Annotated in this window: 15 protein-coding genes; 10 read left to right on the forward strand and 5 right to left on the reverse strand. The window is 71.6% G+C overall.

Annotated elements, in window-relative coordinates; genetic code table 11:
• Positions 1-87 precede the first annotated feature (87 nt).
• The 3 genes from ACZ619_RS43545 to ACZ619_RS43555 all read right to left on the reverse strand — a co-directional run bounded on the left by ACZ619_RS43545 (position 88) and on the right by ACZ619_RS43555 (position 2,643).
• Positions 88-1,488: a purine-cytosine permease family protein gene (locus ACZ619_RS43545; protein ID WP_469611514.1), complete on the reverse strand. Its 1,401-nt coding sequence runs from the start codon at positions 1,486-1,488 to the stop codon at positions 88-90.
• A 150-nt stretch (positions 1,489-1,638) separates the two neighbouring features.
• Positions 1,639-1,881 carry a chaplin gene (locus ACZ619_RS43550; protein ID WP_469611515.1) on the reverse strand — a complete coding sequence of 81 codons (243 nt, stop codon included), beginning with the start codon at positions 1,879-1,881 and terminating at the stop codon, positions 1,639-1,641.
• A gap of 111 nt (positions 1,882-1,992) precedes the next feature.
• Positions 1,993-2,643 carry an FMN-dependent NADH-azoreductase gene (locus tag ACZ619_RS43555; protein WP_469611516.1) on the reverse strand — a complete coding sequence of 217 codons (651 nt, stop codon included), beginning with the start codon at positions 2,641-2,643 and terminating at the stop codon, positions 1,993-1,995.
• Between the two features lie 102 nt (positions 2,644-2,745).
• Here ACZ619_RS43555 and ACZ619_RS43560 point away from each other — a divergent pair, with 102 nt between their 5' ends.
• Both ACZ619_RS43560 and ACZ619_RS43565 read left to right on the forward strand, forming a co-directional pair.
• Positions 2,746-3,099, forward strand: coding sequence for a winged helix-turn-helix transcriptional regulator (locus tag ACZ619_RS43560; RefSeq protein ID WP_469611517.1), 354 nt, complete (start codon positions 2,746-2,748; stop codon positions 3,097-3,099).
• A 142-nt stretch (positions 3,100-3,241) separates the two neighbouring features.
• Positions 3,242-5,005 carry a protein kinase domain-containing protein gene (locus tag ACZ619_RS43565; RefSeq protein ID WP_469611518.1) on the forward strand — a complete coding sequence of 588 codons (1,764 nt, stop codon included), beginning with the start codon at positions 3,242-3,244 and terminating at the stop codon, positions 5,003-5,005.
• A 69-nt stretch (positions 5,006-5,074) separates the two neighbouring features.
• On the opposite strand, the gene ACZ619_RS43570 is transcribed toward ACZ619_RS43565, so the two are convergent.
• On the reverse strand, positions 5,075-5,341 hold the full coding sequence (locus ACZ619_RS43570; RefSeq protein WP_469611519.1) for a PLD nuclease N-terminal domain-containing protein: 267 nt from the start codon (positions 5,339-5,341) through the stop codon (positions 5,075-5,077).
• A gap of 119 nt (positions 5,342-5,460) precedes the next feature.
• On the opposite strand from ACZ619_RS43570, the gene ACZ619_RS43575 reads away from it, so the two are divergent.
• The 8 genes from ACZ619_RS43575 (at position 5,461) to ACZ619_RS43610 (ending at position 11,916) form a co-directional block, all read left to right on the forward strand.
• Positions 5,461-6,918: a menaquinone biosynthesis decarboxylase gene (locus tag ACZ619_RS43575; protein WP_469611520.1), complete on the forward strand. Its 1,458-nt coding sequence runs from the start codon at positions 5,461-5,463 to the stop codon at positions 6,916-6,918.
• Positions 6,915-7,817 (forward strand): menaquinone biosynthesis prenyltransferase MqnP, encoded by a 903-nt coding sequence (mqnP, locus tag ACZ619_RS43580; RefSeq protein WP_469611521.1) that lies wholly within the window; start codon positions 6,915-6,917, stop codon positions 7,815-7,817. The genes ACZ619_RS43575 and mqnP overlap by 4 nt, the downstream gene beginning before the upstream one ends.
• 96 nt (positions 7,818-7,913) lie before the next feature.
• Complete coding sequence (locus tag ACZ619_RS43585) at positions 7,914-8,558, forward strand: UbiX family flavin prenyltransferase (protein ID WP_469611522.1); 645 nt, start codon at positions 7,914-7,916, stop codon at positions 8,556-8,558.
• Between the two features lie 70 nt (positions 8,559-8,628).
• A complete protein-coding gene (locus tag ACZ619_RS43590) occupies positions 8,629-9,084 on the forward strand; it encodes an Lrp/AsnC family transcriptional regulator (protein ID WP_132787112.1) in 456 nt (151 codons plus the stop codon).
• A gap of 84 nt (positions 9,085-9,168) precedes the next feature.
• Positions 9,169-10,332 (forward strand): aminofutalosine synthase MqnE, encoded by a 1,164-nt coding sequence (gene mqnE / locus ACZ619_RS43595; protein WP_469611523.1) that lies wholly within the window; start codon positions 9,169-9,171, stop codon positions 10,330-10,332.
• Positions 10,333-10,361: 29 nt separating this feature from the next.
• Positions 10,362-10,886, forward strand: coding sequence for a GNAT family N-acetyltransferase (locus ACZ619_RS43600; RefSeq protein ID WP_469611524.1), 525 nt, complete (start codon positions 10,362-10,364; stop codon positions 10,884-10,886).
• A gap of 80 nt (positions 10,887-10,966) precedes the next feature.
• On the forward strand, positions 10,967-11,263 hold the full coding sequence (locus ACZ619_RS43605) for a DUF4229 domain-containing protein (RefSeq protein ID WP_469611525.1): 297 nt from the start codon (positions 10,967-10,969) through the stop codon (positions 11,261-11,263).
• A gap of 11 nt (positions 11,264-11,274) precedes the next feature.
• A complete protein-coding gene (locus ACZ619_RS43610) occupies positions 11,275-11,916 on the forward strand; it encodes a TetR/AcrR family transcriptional regulator (protein ID WP_469611526.1) in 642 nt (213 codons plus the stop codon).
• Between the two features lie 83 nt (positions 11,917-11,999).
• On the opposite strand, the gene ACZ619_RS43615 is transcribed toward ACZ619_RS43610, so the two are convergent.
• Positions 12,000-13,292: a DUF6716 putative glycosyltransferase gene (locus ACZ619_RS43615; RefSeq protein ID WP_469611527.1), complete on the reverse strand. Its 1,293-nt coding sequence runs from the start codon at positions 13,290-13,292 to the stop codon at positions 12,000-12,002.
• Positions 13,293-13,492: the final 200 nt, after the last annotated feature.

A 13,492-nucleotide genomic window follows, 5' to 3' on the forward strand; every position in this document is an offset into this window, starting at 1 on the left:
CCACACCAGGCCAGAAGGCCCTCACCCATTTCAAGATCGGTCAGCCGAGACCTGCATCACTGTCCACAACCTCCCCGGACAGAACAACTAGGGCGCTTCCCGCCTCGGGCGCCGGCGCAGGGCCGTGTAGAGGAGGGCGCTCAGGGCGAAGCCGACCAGGGGGGTGATGTCGCCGAAGGCGGGGTGGTGCTCCGGGACCCAGCCGACGTACTCCTCCTGGTTGGAGAAGAGGGGGACGGAGACGGCCACGCCGATCAGCAGGGACGCGAGCCCCGGCCAGTTGGTGAAGGTGCGGTCGCCCAGGCGCGCCGCCAGTTCCCCGTCCGCGGCCGTGCGCGAGCGGAACCACCGCTCCACCAGGACCACGCCCAGCCAGGGCGCCACCCAGTACGCGATGACCAGCAGGAACGCCTCGTACGCCGCGCCCGCGTCGTCCAGCGAGGCCCAGGCCGCCGCGGTACCGGCGACCCCCGACACCACGACCAGCGCGCTGCGGCTCAGCCAGGTGGGCAGCCGCAGTCCGAAGGACGCGATCGAGATCGCCCCGGAGTACACGTTGAGGGCGTTCGCCGAGACCCCGCCGAGCATGATGGCGATCAGCACCAGGTCGCCGAGCCAGCCGGGGAGGTGACCGGTGAAGGCCGCCGTCGGGGTGGCGTCCTGGGGCGCGGCGATGGTGGCCGAGGCCGCGCCGACGACCGCGACGAGCGACACCGACACGAACAGCCCGGCGGCCGGCCAGAGCACCGTCTTCACCTTGCTCGCGGTGCGCGGCAGATAGCGGGAGTAGTCCGAGGCGTACGGGTTCCAGCCGGCCGCGTACCCCCAGGCCGCGCTGAACGCGAGGAGGAAGCCGCCGACACCGCCGCCCGAGCCGCCCCCGCCGAGGTCCGCGTCCTTGAACGTCCACACCCCGGCGAGCAGGAAGATCACCGCGAGCGCCGGGAACGCGTACTTCTCGAAGGTGTGCACGAAGTTGTGGCCGATGAACCCGATCAGGATCTCCGCGACCACGACCAGCAGGAGACAGGGGAGCGGACGCAGGCCGGTCAGCGTGTTCAGGGCGAAGGCCGCGCTCACGCTGTTCACCGCGAACCAGCCGACGCCCGCGAGCAGTCCGTTGGCGGCGGAGGGCAGGATGTTGCCGAGGAAGCCGAAGGAGAAGCGGCCGATCACCATCTGCGGGACGCCGAACCGCGGCCCGTCCAGGGACAGCAGGCCCTGGGTGAGCGCGCCGAGCGCGGTGCCCAGCAGGATCGCGGCGGTCGCCGTCCAGAAGCCGAGGCCGAAGAAGAGCACCGCGATCACGCCGATGTAGACGGTCGCGAACTCGATGTTGGGGGATGCCCAGGTCCACAGGAGCTGGAGCGGGCTGCCGTGGCGTTCGGCCTCGGGGATGGGTTCCGAGCCCGCCGTCTCCACGGCGATGACCCGGTCGCCGTACTCGGGCGCGATGCTGGTGGTCGAACCGGCGGGAGCAGTCGTCATACGAGGAAAGTGTCGGGTTCGCCCCCGGTCCCGCCCAGGGGCGCATTGTCCGCTTCCGGCCGCGCACCGGCGTACAACCTGCACGCAGGCGGGAACTCCCGCGGGCGGCTGGGCCCGCGGGAGTTCCCGGGTACGACGGCGCGGTCCGCGTCAGCCGTTGGTGCAGGCGTTGCCGGCGGCCGGGTTGAGCAGGCCGACCACGTCGACGGTGGTGCCGCACAGGTTGACCGGAATGCTGATCGGCAACTGGATGACGTTGCCCGACAGTACGCCCGGGCTGTTGGCCGCCACGCCGGTGGCGTCGGCGCCGTTGTCCGCGTAGGCGGCGGTCGTACCTGCGAGGACGAGGGTCGCGGCGAGGGCGCCGGTGGCGGCGAAGGCTCGGATGCGCATGTCTTTCCTCCGTGGTGTCGGTGGGGGGAACTCGTCCATCACAACCGCCCGTCACGGGGACCGCACACGCTGCTGGGCCGATCGGCGCAATCGTGCTTCCCGGCGGAGTGCTCAGGCGGCGAGCCGCTCCGCCAGCTCCTTCGCGCGGGTGGCCGCGGCCTGGAGGGCGCGGTCGCGGGAGGCCTCGTAGAGCGGTACCAGCTCGGCCATGGCCGGGTTCTGCGCGGCCATCGTCAGCTCCGGGACGATGAACTCGACGTCGAGGCCGAGGCCTTCGCGCAGCAGCGCGGCCAGGTAGTTCTGCACGTACTCGAACGGCTCCCGCGGGGTGCCCGGCGCGTAGGAGCCGCCGCGGCTGGCCACCACGGTCACCGGGGTGCCCTCGGCGGACCGGTTCTCACCGGCCGTACGGCCCATCAGGACCACGTTGTCCAGCCACGCCTTCAGCGTCGAGGGGACCGTGAAGTTGTACATCGGCGCGCCGATCAGGATCGCGTCCGCCCGCTCCAGCTCCTCGATCAGCTCCACCCGGGACGCGAAGGCGGCCGCCTGCTCGGGCGTGTGCGCGGCGGGGTCGGCGAAGCCGGCGGTGTGGGCGGCGGCGGTGAGGTGCGGTACGGGGGCGGCCGCCAGGTCCCGGTAGACCACCGTGCCGTCGGGGTGCTGTTCCTGCCAGGACTTGCGGAAGGCGTCCGTGACGGCACGGGAGGCGGACGCCCCGCCGCTGAAGAGGGACGAGTCGATGTGCAGAAGCGTGGCCATGGGATGTCTCCTACCGGCTAAGGATTCGTACTCGACTATGAATAACACAGGTGCTTACTTTTTTTCATCTCCCTCCTTTTCGTGGGGCTGTACCCTGATCCCATGGCGGTGGAGCAGGCCCATGACCCGGAACAGTGCAAAGGCGTGGACGCCGGCATCACGCGCGTCTTCCAGGTGCTCGGGAAGCGCTGGAACGGCCCGATCCTGTCCGTCCTGATGGACCGGCCGACGCACTTCGCGAACCTGCGCCGGGCCATCCCCGGCATCAGCGAACGCATGCTCTCCGACCGGCTCGCCGAACTCGGCGCCGCGGGACTGGTGGTGCGCGAGGTCGACGAGGGGCCGCCGCTGCGGGTCTCCTACCGCCTGACCCCCTCCGGTGCCGCCCTGGAGCCCTCGCTGAAGGAACTCGGCGACTGGGCGAAGCGGCACCTGCCGGACGAGCCGGGCTGCTGACGCCTGGCCCCCGGCCCCGCCGTGGGCACAAAGGGCAGACCCGCGGGCAACTTGCCCCGCGGCGGCCGGAATCGGCCAACCGCCACCACCGGCGGTCCTATGCTGACCGGGTCTTTGGGAGTCGGCGGCGCGGGGAGGGACCGTGGCAGGTCTGGAGCCGGGCGATCCGAGCTCCGTCGGTGAGTACCAGTTGCTCAGGCGTCTGGGCGCGGGCGGGATGGGCCGGGTCTACCTCGGCCGCTCGCCGGGCGGCCGTGCGGTCGCCGTCAAGGTGGTGCACGCCGAACTGGTCGCCGGACAGCCCGAGTTCAGGTCCCGTTTCCGGCGCGAGGTGGAGGCCGCGCGGAAGGTCAGCGGTGCCTTCACGGCGCCCGTCGTGGACGCCGACCCGGACGCCCCGCTGCCGTGGCTGGTGACCAGCTACATCGCCGGGCCCTCGCTGCACGAGGCGGTCACCGGACAGGGGCCGCTGCCCGCGCACGCCGTGCTCGCGCTCGGCGCCGGGCTGGCCGAGGCGCTCACCTCCATCCACGCGGCCCAGCTGGTCCACCGCGACCTCAAGCCGTCCAACGTGCTGCTCGCCGAGGACGGGCCGCGCGTCATCGACTTCGGCATCGCCCGCAGCGTGGAGTCGGAGACGATCACCGGGGTCGGGCTCATGGTCGGCTCGCCCGGCTTCATGTCGCCGGAGCAGATCGCGGCCGGCGAGGTGACCGGCGCCAGCGACGTGTTCTCCCTGGGCGCGGTCCTCACGTACGCGGCGACCGGCGGCAACCCCTTCGGCGACGGACCGACCCCGGCCCTGCTCTACCGGGTCGTCCACGACGCCCCCGACATCACCGCCGTCACCGACCCGGTCCTCGCCGACCTCGTCTCCGCCTGCCTGGCCAAGAACCCCGAGCACCGGCCCACCCCGCGCGACATCCTGGCCCGGATCGGCACGGCCACCGACGTCACCGCCGTGCTGCCCGCCCCGCGCCCGCCGTCCGGCGCCCACCGCGGCCCGGCCGCCAAGGCCGCCGCGGCTCCCGGCGCTCCCGGCGCTCCCGCCGCGCCTGCGGGCCCCGCGTTCCCCGCCACCCGCCCGCTCACCCGCCTCGACACGGCCCCGCCGCCGTCGCCGACGCCCGCCGCGTCCTCGTACGAGGAGAGACCGGCCGGGACCAGCCGCCGGGCCCTGCTGTTCTCCGGGGGAGCGCTGGCCGCCGCCGCGCTGGTGGCCGTACCGGTCACGCACGTCGTCGGCGCGGGGCGCAAGCGGCCGGCCGCGTCCGGGACCAAGGCCGCGGGCGTCTCCGTGCCCGCGCCGCTCTCCGCCTGGCCCCTCGACGAGACCTCCGGCACGGTCGCCGCCGACGACACCGGCCGGCACGACGGCACCGCCACCGCCGTGGGCTGGGGCCGGGGCCAGGACGGCGCCGCCCTGTTCGACGGTGCCACCAGCCAGATCCTGACCGCCGGGCAGGTGCTCAGGACCGGCAGGGGCGAGGGCTTCACGGTCTCCGCGTGGGTGTGCCTGAGCGGCCTGCCCGCCTTCTTCGCCACCGCAGTGAGCCAGGACGCCGAGGGCGTCAGCGGCTTCTACCTCCAGTACTCCTCCGCCGAGAAGCGCTGGGCCTTCGCCCGCCCCGGCCTGCGCGCCCTGTCGTCCACCGTGCCGGTGCCGGGCACCTGGGCCCACCTGGTCGGCGTCTACGAGGGCACGCGCAACCAGCTCGTCCTCTACGTCGACGGCTCCCAGGAGGCCCGCGTCGACGACACCAACCCCGTCGCCTCCCACGGCCCGCTGATCATCGGCCGCGCCAGCAACGACGGCGACGCCTCCGACTGGTTCCCCGGCTCGGTCAAACAGGTCCAGGTCTTCCAACGGGCCCTGACCGCGGCCCAGGTGAAGGCCCTGCTGTAGAACGGGCCCTGACCCCGGCCCCGGCGGTCCCGGGAGCACGGGGGAACCGGCAGGACGGCCCGCCCGCACTCAGTCGGTGCGCGGGTCGTCCGGCTTCAGGGACCTGAGGAACTCCGGGTTGTCGTCCGGCGCGACCCAGCGCTCGCGCGGCCGGCGCACCCTGCCCGCCACCAGCCACGCCACCGGGCCGACCAGCACCTCCCCGAACAGCAGGATGACGAACACCCAGGCCAGCTTCGGCAGGCCGCGGACCTCGTCCTCCGGAGTGTTCAGGCAGTCCACGAAGGCATAGATCCACAGCGCGAGGACCAGCAGGAAGGGCAGATACCTGAGCATGCCGACCACACTATCGGCTGACCACGCCCACCGAGCCGGTGCGGCGGCAGTGCGGCGACAGGTGCGGTGACAGGGGGCGGTGACCGGGTCCGGACACCCGGTGGCCGATACTGGGACGCATGGCTTACGACGATCTTCGCTCCCTGCTCAGGGCACTGGAGCGCGAGGGAGACCTCAAGCGTGTCAAGGCCGAGGTCGACCCGTATCTGGAGGTCGGGGAGATCGTCGACCGGGTCCAGAAGGCCGGCGGCCCGGCGCTGCTCTTCGAGAACGTGAAGGGCGCGTCGATGCCCCTCGCGATGAACGTCTTCGGCACCGACCGGCGCCTCCTCAAGGCCCTCGGCCTGAAGTCGTACGCCGAGATCTCCGAGAAGATCGGCGGCCTGCTCCGCCCCGAGCTGCCGCACGGCTTCATCGGCGTGCGCGAGGCCTTCGGGAAGCTCGGCGCGATGACGCACGTACCGCCGAAGAAGGTGAAGGCCCAGGACGCCCCCGTGCAGGAGGTCGTCCTGCACGGCGAGGACGTCGACCTCGACCGGCTCCCGGCCCTCTTCACCTGGCCGCAGGACGGCGGCTCCTTCTTCAACCTGGGCCTGACCCACACCAAGGACCCCGAGACCGGCGTCCGCAACCTCGGCCTCTACCGCCTCCAGCGCCACGACAAGCGCACCATCGGCATGCACTGGCAGATCCACAAGGACAGCCGCAACCACTACCAGGTCGCCGCCCGGCGCGGAGAGCGCCTCCCCGTCGCCATCGCCTTCGGCTGCCCGCCCGCCGTCTCCTACGCCTCCACCGCGCCCCTGCCCGGTGACATCGACGAGTACCTCTTCGCCGGGTTCCTCGCGGGCAAGCGGATCGAGATGGTCGACTGCAAGACCGTCCCGCTCCAGGTCCCCGCGCAGGCCGAGGTGGTCGTCGAGGGCTGGCTGGAGCCGGGCGAGATGCTCCCCGAGGGCCCCTTCGGCGACCACACGGGCTTCTACACCCCGCAGGAGCCCTTCCCCGCGCTGAAGATCGACTGCGTGACGATGCGCAGGCGCCCGCTGCTCCAGTCGATCGTGGTCGGCCGCCCGCCGACCGAGGACGGCCCGCTCGGCCGCGCCACGGAGCGCTTCTTCCTCCCGCTGCTGAAGATCATCGTCCCGGACATCGTGGACTACCACCTGCCCGAGGCCGGCGGCTTCCACAACTGCGCGATCGTCTCGATCGACAAGAAGTACCCGAAGCACGCGCAGAAGGTCATGCACGCGATCTGGGGGGCCCACATGATGTCCCTCACCAAGCTGATCGTGGTCGTCGACTCCGACTGCGACGTCCACGACCTGCACGAGGTCGCCTGGCGCGCCCTCGGCAACACCGACTACGCCCGCGACCTCAGCGTCGTCGAAGGCCCGGTCGACCACCTCGACCACGCCTCCTACCAGCAGTTCTGGGGCGGCAAGGCGGGCATCGACGCGACGAAGAAGTGGCCCGAGGAGGGCTACACGCGGGACGGGGGCTGGCCGGACATGGTCCTGTCGGACCCGGACACGGCGGCGAAGGTCGACCGCCGCTGGAAGGAGTACGGCCTGTGAGCTCCGCCTCCGCAGCACTCCCGCAGCCGGGCCGCACCAAGGCCTTCCTGCGCCTGGTGATGATCGAGCACTCCGTCTTCGCGCTGCCCTTCGCGTACATCGCCGCGCTGACCGCGATGTTCGAGCTGGACCAGAACATCCACTGGGGACGGCTGCTCCTCGTCACGGTCTGCATGGTCGGCCTGCGCACCTTCGCGATGGCCGTCAACCGGATCATCGACCGCGAGATCGACGCCCGGAACCCGCGCACCGCCCAGCGCGAACTGGTCACCGGCGCGATGAGCGTCCGGCACGCCTGGACCGGCGCGCTGATCGCGGTCGCGGTCTTCCTCGGCTCGGCGGCCCTGCTCAACCCGCTGTGCCTGGCCCTCGCGCCGGTCGCCGTGATCCCGATGGTCGTCTACCCCTACGGCAAGCGGTTCACGAACTTCCCCCAGGCCATCCTCGGTCTCGCCCAGGCGATGGGCCCGATCGGCGGCTGGCTGGCGATCACCGGCGAGTGGTCCTGGGACGCGGTCCTCCTCGGCCTCGCCGTCGGCATCTGGATCGGCGGCTTCGACCTCATCTACGCCTGCCAGGACGTCGAGACCGACCGCGAGACCGGCGTCATGTCGGTCCCGGCCCGCTTCGGCATCCCGGCGGCCATCCGGGGTGCCCGGGTCTGCCACGCCCTGACCACGGCCCTGTTCGTCTGGTACGCGATCGCCACCGGCGCCGGCGCGTTCTTCTGGCTCGGCCTGGTGATCGTGGCGGGCGCGTTCGCCTACGAGCACACCATCGTCCGCCCCCACGACCTCTCCCGCCTCAACCGCGCCTTCTTCAGCGTCAACGGCTTCATCGGCATCGCCCTGTTCGCCTGCGCCCTCCTGGACCTCCTGGTCCGCGGTCTGACCGTCTGAAACACGCGCCCGGCGATGCCGGGGCGGCGGACCCGTCCTGAACTCGGTCGGGCGCGCCGGTACGCTCAAGGTGTGAACGCAGGAGAAACGCAGCGCGTGCCTTGGATCGTGGGGGTTTCCGGGGCGTCCGGTACGCCGTATGCCGCCGCCGTGCTGCGTGCCCTGCTGGTCGCGGGGGAGAGCGTGGACCTGGTGGTCAGCCGGGCCTCGCGGCTCACCCTGCTGGACGAGACCGGGATCTCCTTCCGGGACGCGCACTGGCGGGCCGACCTGGGGGAATGGCTGGCGCGCGGGGCCGACGGCAAGCCCGGCACCTTCGACACCGACCTGTCGCGGGTGCGGTACTGGAACGCCGGGGACCTGGCCGCAGGGCCGTCCTCGGGGTCGTACCGGACCAAGGGCATGCTGGTCGTGCCGGCGTCCACCGCGGCCGTCGCCGGGATCGCGCTCGGGCTCTCCAAGGACCTCCTCCAGCGGACGGCCGCTGTCACGCTGAAGGAGCGCCGGCCGCTCGTCGTCGCCGTCCGCGAGACCCCGCTGAACGGCCAGACCCTGCGCCACCTGGTCACCCTGGACGACCTCGGGGCGGTCGTCGTCCCCGCCTCACCGGCCTTCTACGCGGGCGCCACGCACATCCAGGACCTGGTCGACTTCGTCGCCGGACGCGTACTGGACGCGGCGGGCGTCGGGCACGGGCTCTACCGCCGCTGGGAGGGCGACCTCGGGGGCGGCGGCAAGTAGCGGCACCACCCGGCACCACCGCACCACCTCTCATCTACTTCGGGAATTCTCAGCGGAAGGCTTCGATCGCATGGACGCCGTGGACAGGCAGCTCATCCAGGCCCTGAGGGAGAACGGCCGGGCCTCGTACGCGGAGCTGGGGCGCCTCGTCGGTCTGTCGGGACCCAGTGTCACCGACCGCATCAACCGGCTGGAGGCGGCCGGCGTCATCACCGGCTACCGCGCCACCGTCGACGCGGCCTCGCTCGGCCTCGGTGTCATCGCCCTCATCGGCATCTCCCTCTCCGACGCGGCCGACCACGAGGACGTGGCCCAGCGGCTGCGCGACCTGCCGGAGATCGAGGACTGCTGGTTCATCGCCGGCGACGACTCCTTCATGCTCAAGGTGCGCTCGACGGACGTCGACGGCCTGGAGAAGACCATCCGGCGGCTCTCCGGCACCAAGGGAGTGTCCCGGACCCGTACGACGATCGTGCTCTCCACGAAGTGGGAGAACCGGGTGGGGGAGCTTCCGGAAGAGGTCTAGTCCGCAGGCCGTACGGGGGCGCCTCCCGCCCGGAGGACGGGGGAGTACGGTTGGTCAGGCTGTCGTAGGGAGAAAGGTCGAGGCATGGACGTCGGGCTCAAGCGTGAGCTGGAGGAGAAGGTCCGCTCCGGTGAGCGGCTGTCCCGCGAGGACGGCATCGCGCTGTACGAGTCGGACGACCTGGCCTGGCTCGGCGGCCTGGCCCACGAGGTGCGCACGCGCAAGAACGGCGACGTCGTCCACTTCAACGTCAACCGCCACCTCAACATGACCAACGTGTGCACGGCGTCCTGCGCCTACTGCTCGTTCCAGCGCAAGCCGGGCGAGAAGGACGCGTACACGATGCGCATCGAGGAGGCGGTGAAGCTCGCCAAGGCGATGGAGGGCGAGAACCTCACCGAGCTCCACATCGTCAACGGCCTGCACCCGAACCTGCCGTGGCGCTACTACCCGCGCTCGCTGCGCGAGCTGAAGGCGGCCCTGCCGGACGTCTCCCTGAAGGCCTTCACGGCGACCGAGATCCACCACTTCGAGACGATCTCCGGCCTGTCCGCGTCGGAGATCCTCGACGAGCTGATCGACGCCGGCCTGGAGTCCCTGACCGGCGGCGGCGCGGAGATCTTCGACTGGGAGGTCCGGCAGCACATCGTGGACCACCGCACCCACTGGGAGGACTGGTCCCGGATCCACCGGCTGGCGCACCAGAAGGGGCTGAAGACCCCGTGCACCATGCTCTACGGCCACATCGAGGAGCCCCGCCACCGCGTCGACCACGTCCTGCGCCTGCGTGAGCTCCAGGACGAGACGAACGGCTTCCAGGTCTTCATCCCGCTGCGCTACCAGCACGACTTCGTGGACATGAAGGACGGCAAGGTCCGCAACCGCCTCCAGGCCCGCACCCAGATGGCGACCGGCGCGGAGGCCCTGAGGACCTTCGCCGTCTCGCGTCTGCTCTTCGACAACGTCCCGCACGTCAAGGTCTTCTGGGTCATGCACGGCGTCCAGACCGCCCAGCTCGCGCTCCAGCACGGCGCCGACGACATGGACGGCTCGGTCGTCGAGTACAAGATCACCCATGACGCGGACAACTACGGCACGCCGAACAAGCTGACCCGCGAGGACCTCCTGGACCTCATCCGCGACGCAGGCTTCCGCCCGGTGGAGCGCAACACCCGCTACGAGATCATCCGCGAGTACGACGGCCCCGACCCGGCCCGCCGGGAGTCCCCCCAGCCCATGCGGGTCTGACCTCCCTCTGTAATAGATACGATCCGGTTATGCCTCTTACCTTCACCCTCGATCCCGCCGTCACCCCCGCCCTCCGCGACGGAGTCCTCGCCCTCTGGACGGACGTGTCGAACGCGGGCGGAGCCGTCGGGTTCGTCGCGCCGGTGACGGCGGAGGAGATCCGCCCGGAGCTGGTCCGGCACCTCGTCGGCATGGCGGAGGGACGCATCCGCCTGCTCGTCGGACACGACGAGTCCGGCGAGGTGGCGGCGACCGCGTTCTTCTCGTACAACACCCACCGGCTGATGAGGCACTGGGTGTGGCTGTACACGGTGATGGTGCACCCCGGGCACCAGGGACAGGGCTACGGCCGCGACCTGCTCGCGGCCGCCGCCGACGAGGCCGGCCGCTTCGCGGGCATAGACGCGATACGGCTCACCTGCCGCGGCGGCTACGGCCTGGAGCACTTCTACGGCTCCTGCGGCTACAAGGAGGTCGGCCGCGTCCCCGCCGCCATCCGCGTCGCGCCCGGCGACGACCGCGACGACATCACCATGCTGCTGCCCCTGCACTGAACGGACCCCGCTGCAAGATCGGTCCTGCACCGTGCTTCACTGGACGGTGCCCCTTTTCGTCATCGGAAGACTGGATTGAGATGCTCCGCTACACGCTGATGCGCCTCGGTATCTTCGCGGGCTGCCTCCTCGTCGTCTGGGGCCTCGTCTACGCCGGCCTGTTCCCGCGCGGCTTCGGCGACTCCAACTTCCTGTGGGTCCTGCTGCTCTCCCTCGTCCTGTCGGCGCCGATCAGCTTCGTCGTGCTGCGCAAGGAGCGGGACCGCGCCTCGGTCCAGGTGTCGCAGCGCGTGGACCGGATGAAGGCCAACATCGAGGCCAACCGCAACCAGGAGGACGAGGCGGTCGACGCGGCCGAGGAGAGCGTGGCCAACTAGTCTTGGTCCCCATGGGGACCGTGAAGACCAAGCGGATGCCGCGCGCGGTACGTGAGCAGCAGATGCTGGACGCCGCCGTACGGACCTTCGGCCAGCGCGGCTACATGGCCGCCTCGATGGACGAGATCGCCGAACTCGCCGGTGTCTCCAAGCCGTTGGTGTACCTGTACCTCAACTCCAAGGAAGACCTGTTCACGGCGTGCATCCGCCGTGAGGCGCAGGCGCTGACCGCGGCGGTCCGCGGCGGTGTGCACCGCGACCTGCCCGCCGACCGCCAGCTCTGGGACGGTCTCCAGGCGTTCTTCGCGCACACCGCCGAACACCCCGACGGCTGGTCCGTCCTGCACCTCCAGGCCCGCACCCACGGTGACCCGTTCGCCGCCGAGGTGGCGGCGATGCGCGAGGAGATGGTCACCTTCGTCACCCAGCTCATCGTGGTCGCGGCCCGCGAGGCGCACCGCGATCCCGACCTCCCCGAGCGCGAGGTCGCCGGTCTCGCCGAGGCCCTGGTCGGCGCCGCCGAGTCGCTCGCGGCCTGGGCCAACGCGACGGAGGGCGTCACCGCCAAGCAGGCCGCCGCGACCCTGATGAACTTCGCCTGGGCGGGCCTGGGCGACCTGATGAACGGCACGCGCTGGACCCCGCCCGCCTGAGCGCCCGCCCCGGCCGGCCCTCGTCCGTGCCGGTAGCGGCCGCTCTCGCGGCGGGCCGGGTCCGGTGCCCGCGAGGGCGCGGCTCAGGTGGCGCCCCACCGGCGCAGGGCGGGCGCGACCCGCTGGTAGCCGACCCGGTACAGCTTCTTCGCGCCGCGCGCGGCGGTCCTGCGCACGACCGTCCGCAGCCGTCGCGGGCCGTCGGCGCCGGGCGCCGCGGACCGCGGGCGGCCCGCCTCGTCGAAGCCGTTGCGGGCGAGGATGTCGCCGAGGTAGGCGCCGGCGGCCTGTGCGGAGTAGTAGGGCCGCAGGGGCCCCAGCGGTCCGGCGGCGCGCAGCGCGGCGACGCGGGCGCGGGCCGCGGCGTACGGGTCGCTCTTGCCGATGCCCTGCGCCGCCGCCCACTCGGGGCGGGGCCGGGGGAGCGCGCCGGCGTCGAGGTCGTCCCAGGAGGCCAGGCAGCCGGAGTGCACGAAGTAGTGGTTGCCGTGGGCCTCGCGGACGCCGAAGTCGGTGAGGATCGCGGTGGGTATGCCCCGCTGCATCGACTCCAGGGCGGCCGTCGAGCTGACCGTGACCAGCAGGTCGGTGTGGTCCAGGACCTCGCCCATGTTGCCGTAGACCAGCCGGAGGTTGTCGGGGGCGGGCTCGGCGAGGGAGCCGACGAGCAGCTGGTACGGGTCGGCCTCGACGTGGGTGGTCTGCTCGCCGGGCCGGCTGCGCAGCTTGATCAGCACCTGCCGGTCCGGGTGCCGGCGGGCGTGCGCCGCGGCCCGCTCCAGCAGCCTGAGCCGGGAGCCGCGGTCCTTGGGCACGGAGGGCTGCACGGCGAAGGTGAGGGTGAACGGCCGGTCGGCGGACGGCTGGTAGGGCGCGCCGCCGAGGAAGGGCAGCGCGCACTCGACGACCGATGCGGGATCGACTCCGACGCTCGCGAGGACGGAGCCGAAACGCCGGGCGTCGTAGCCGGAGTTGGCCAGCACGATGTCCGTACCGGCCCGGGTCATGAGGCCGTCGACCATCTTCTCGTAGACCACGCCGACGTATCCACTGACCGTGACCGGCCGGTCCGCCCGTGTCCGCCACGCCAGTCCCAGGCTGTGGGTGAGCGCCAGGACGGTGCCGCCGGCGACCGCCAGTACGACGATGTCGGCGTCCGCCAGCTCCTCGTCGTCGACCAGGTCGCCGGCCCGCACCTCGCGCCGGCTGTCGGGCACGATGCCGATCTCGGCGAGCTGCCGCTCCGTCGGGGTGGAACGGCCCCGCAGGAAGTACGCGTCGAGTGCGTGCCCGGGAGCGATCTCCCGTGCCACGGACGCCCCCCATTTCCAACGGGTGTCGGAGTCCGCGAGTACGGCGACGCGTCTGGGAGGCATGCTCGGTGCCCTTCGTACGGTGCTTCAGGGAAACTGAGCAGACATTAGGAACGCTCCCTTAGCGATGGATGAGCGTTTCCTTGAAGAAACCCTGCAGGACATGGGGATCCGATGTGAGGGAAAGCCCTCGCGAGGCCACCAGCTGCGGTGATGGGCGGAGTTGACAGGTGACGCACAGAAGGATGTCACACGGCGTTGGC

The sequence above is a fragment of the Streptomyces sp. NPDC104367 genome, from assembly GCF_055583825.1.

Bases quoted from the DNA above. Each gene is read 5' to 3' on its own strand.
- ACZ619_RS43600 (WP_469611524.1), top strand. From the start codon at position 10,362: ATGCCTCTTACCTTCACCCTCGATCCCGCCGTCACCCCCGCCCTCCGC.
- ACZ619_RS43570 (WP_469611519.1), bottom strand. From the start codon at position 5,341: ATGCTCAGGTATCTGCCCTTCCTGCTGGTCCTCGCGCTGTGGATCTAT.
- ACZ619_RS43560 (WP_469611517.1), top strand. From the start codon at position 2,746: ATGGCGGTGGAGCAGGCCCATGACCCGGAACAGTGCAAAGGCGTGGAC.
- ACZ619_RS43575 (WP_469611520.1), top strand. From the start codon at position 5,461: ATGGCTTACGACGATCTTCGCTCCCTGCTCAGGGCACTGGAGCGCGAG.
- ACZ619_RS43550 (WP_469611515.1), bottom strand. From the start codon at position 1,881: ATGCGCATCCGAGCCTTCGCCGCCACCGGCGCCCTCGCCGCGACCCTC.
- mqnE (WP_469611523.1), top strand. From the start codon at position 9,169: ATGGACGTCGGGCTCAAGCGTGAGCTGGAGGAGAAGGTCCGCTCCGGT.
- ACZ619_RS43545 (WP_469611514.1), bottom strand. From the start codon at position 1,488: ATGACGACTGCTCCCGCCGGTTCGACCACCAGCATCGCGCCCGAGTAC.
- ACZ619_RS43610 (WP_469611526.1), top strand. From the start codon at position 11,275: ATGGGGACCGTGAAGACCAAGCGGATGCCGCGCGCGGTACGTGAGCAG.
- ACZ619_RS43555 (WP_469611516.1), bottom strand. From the start codon at position 2,643: ATGGCCACGCTTCTGCACATCGACTCGTCCCTCTTCAGCGGCGGGGCG.
- ACZ619_RS43605 (WP_469611525.1), top strand. From the start codon at position 10,967: ATGCTCCGCTACACGCTGATGCGCCTCGGTATCTTCGCGGGCTGCCTC.
- ACZ619_RS43615 (WP_469611527.1), bottom strand. From the start codon at position 13,292: ATGCCTCCCAGACGCGTCGCCGTACTCGCGGACTCCGACACCCGTTGG.
- ACZ619_RS43590 (WP_132787112.1), top strand. From the start codon at position 8,629: ATGGACGCCGTGGACAGGCAGCTCATCCAGGCCCTGAGGGAGAACGGC.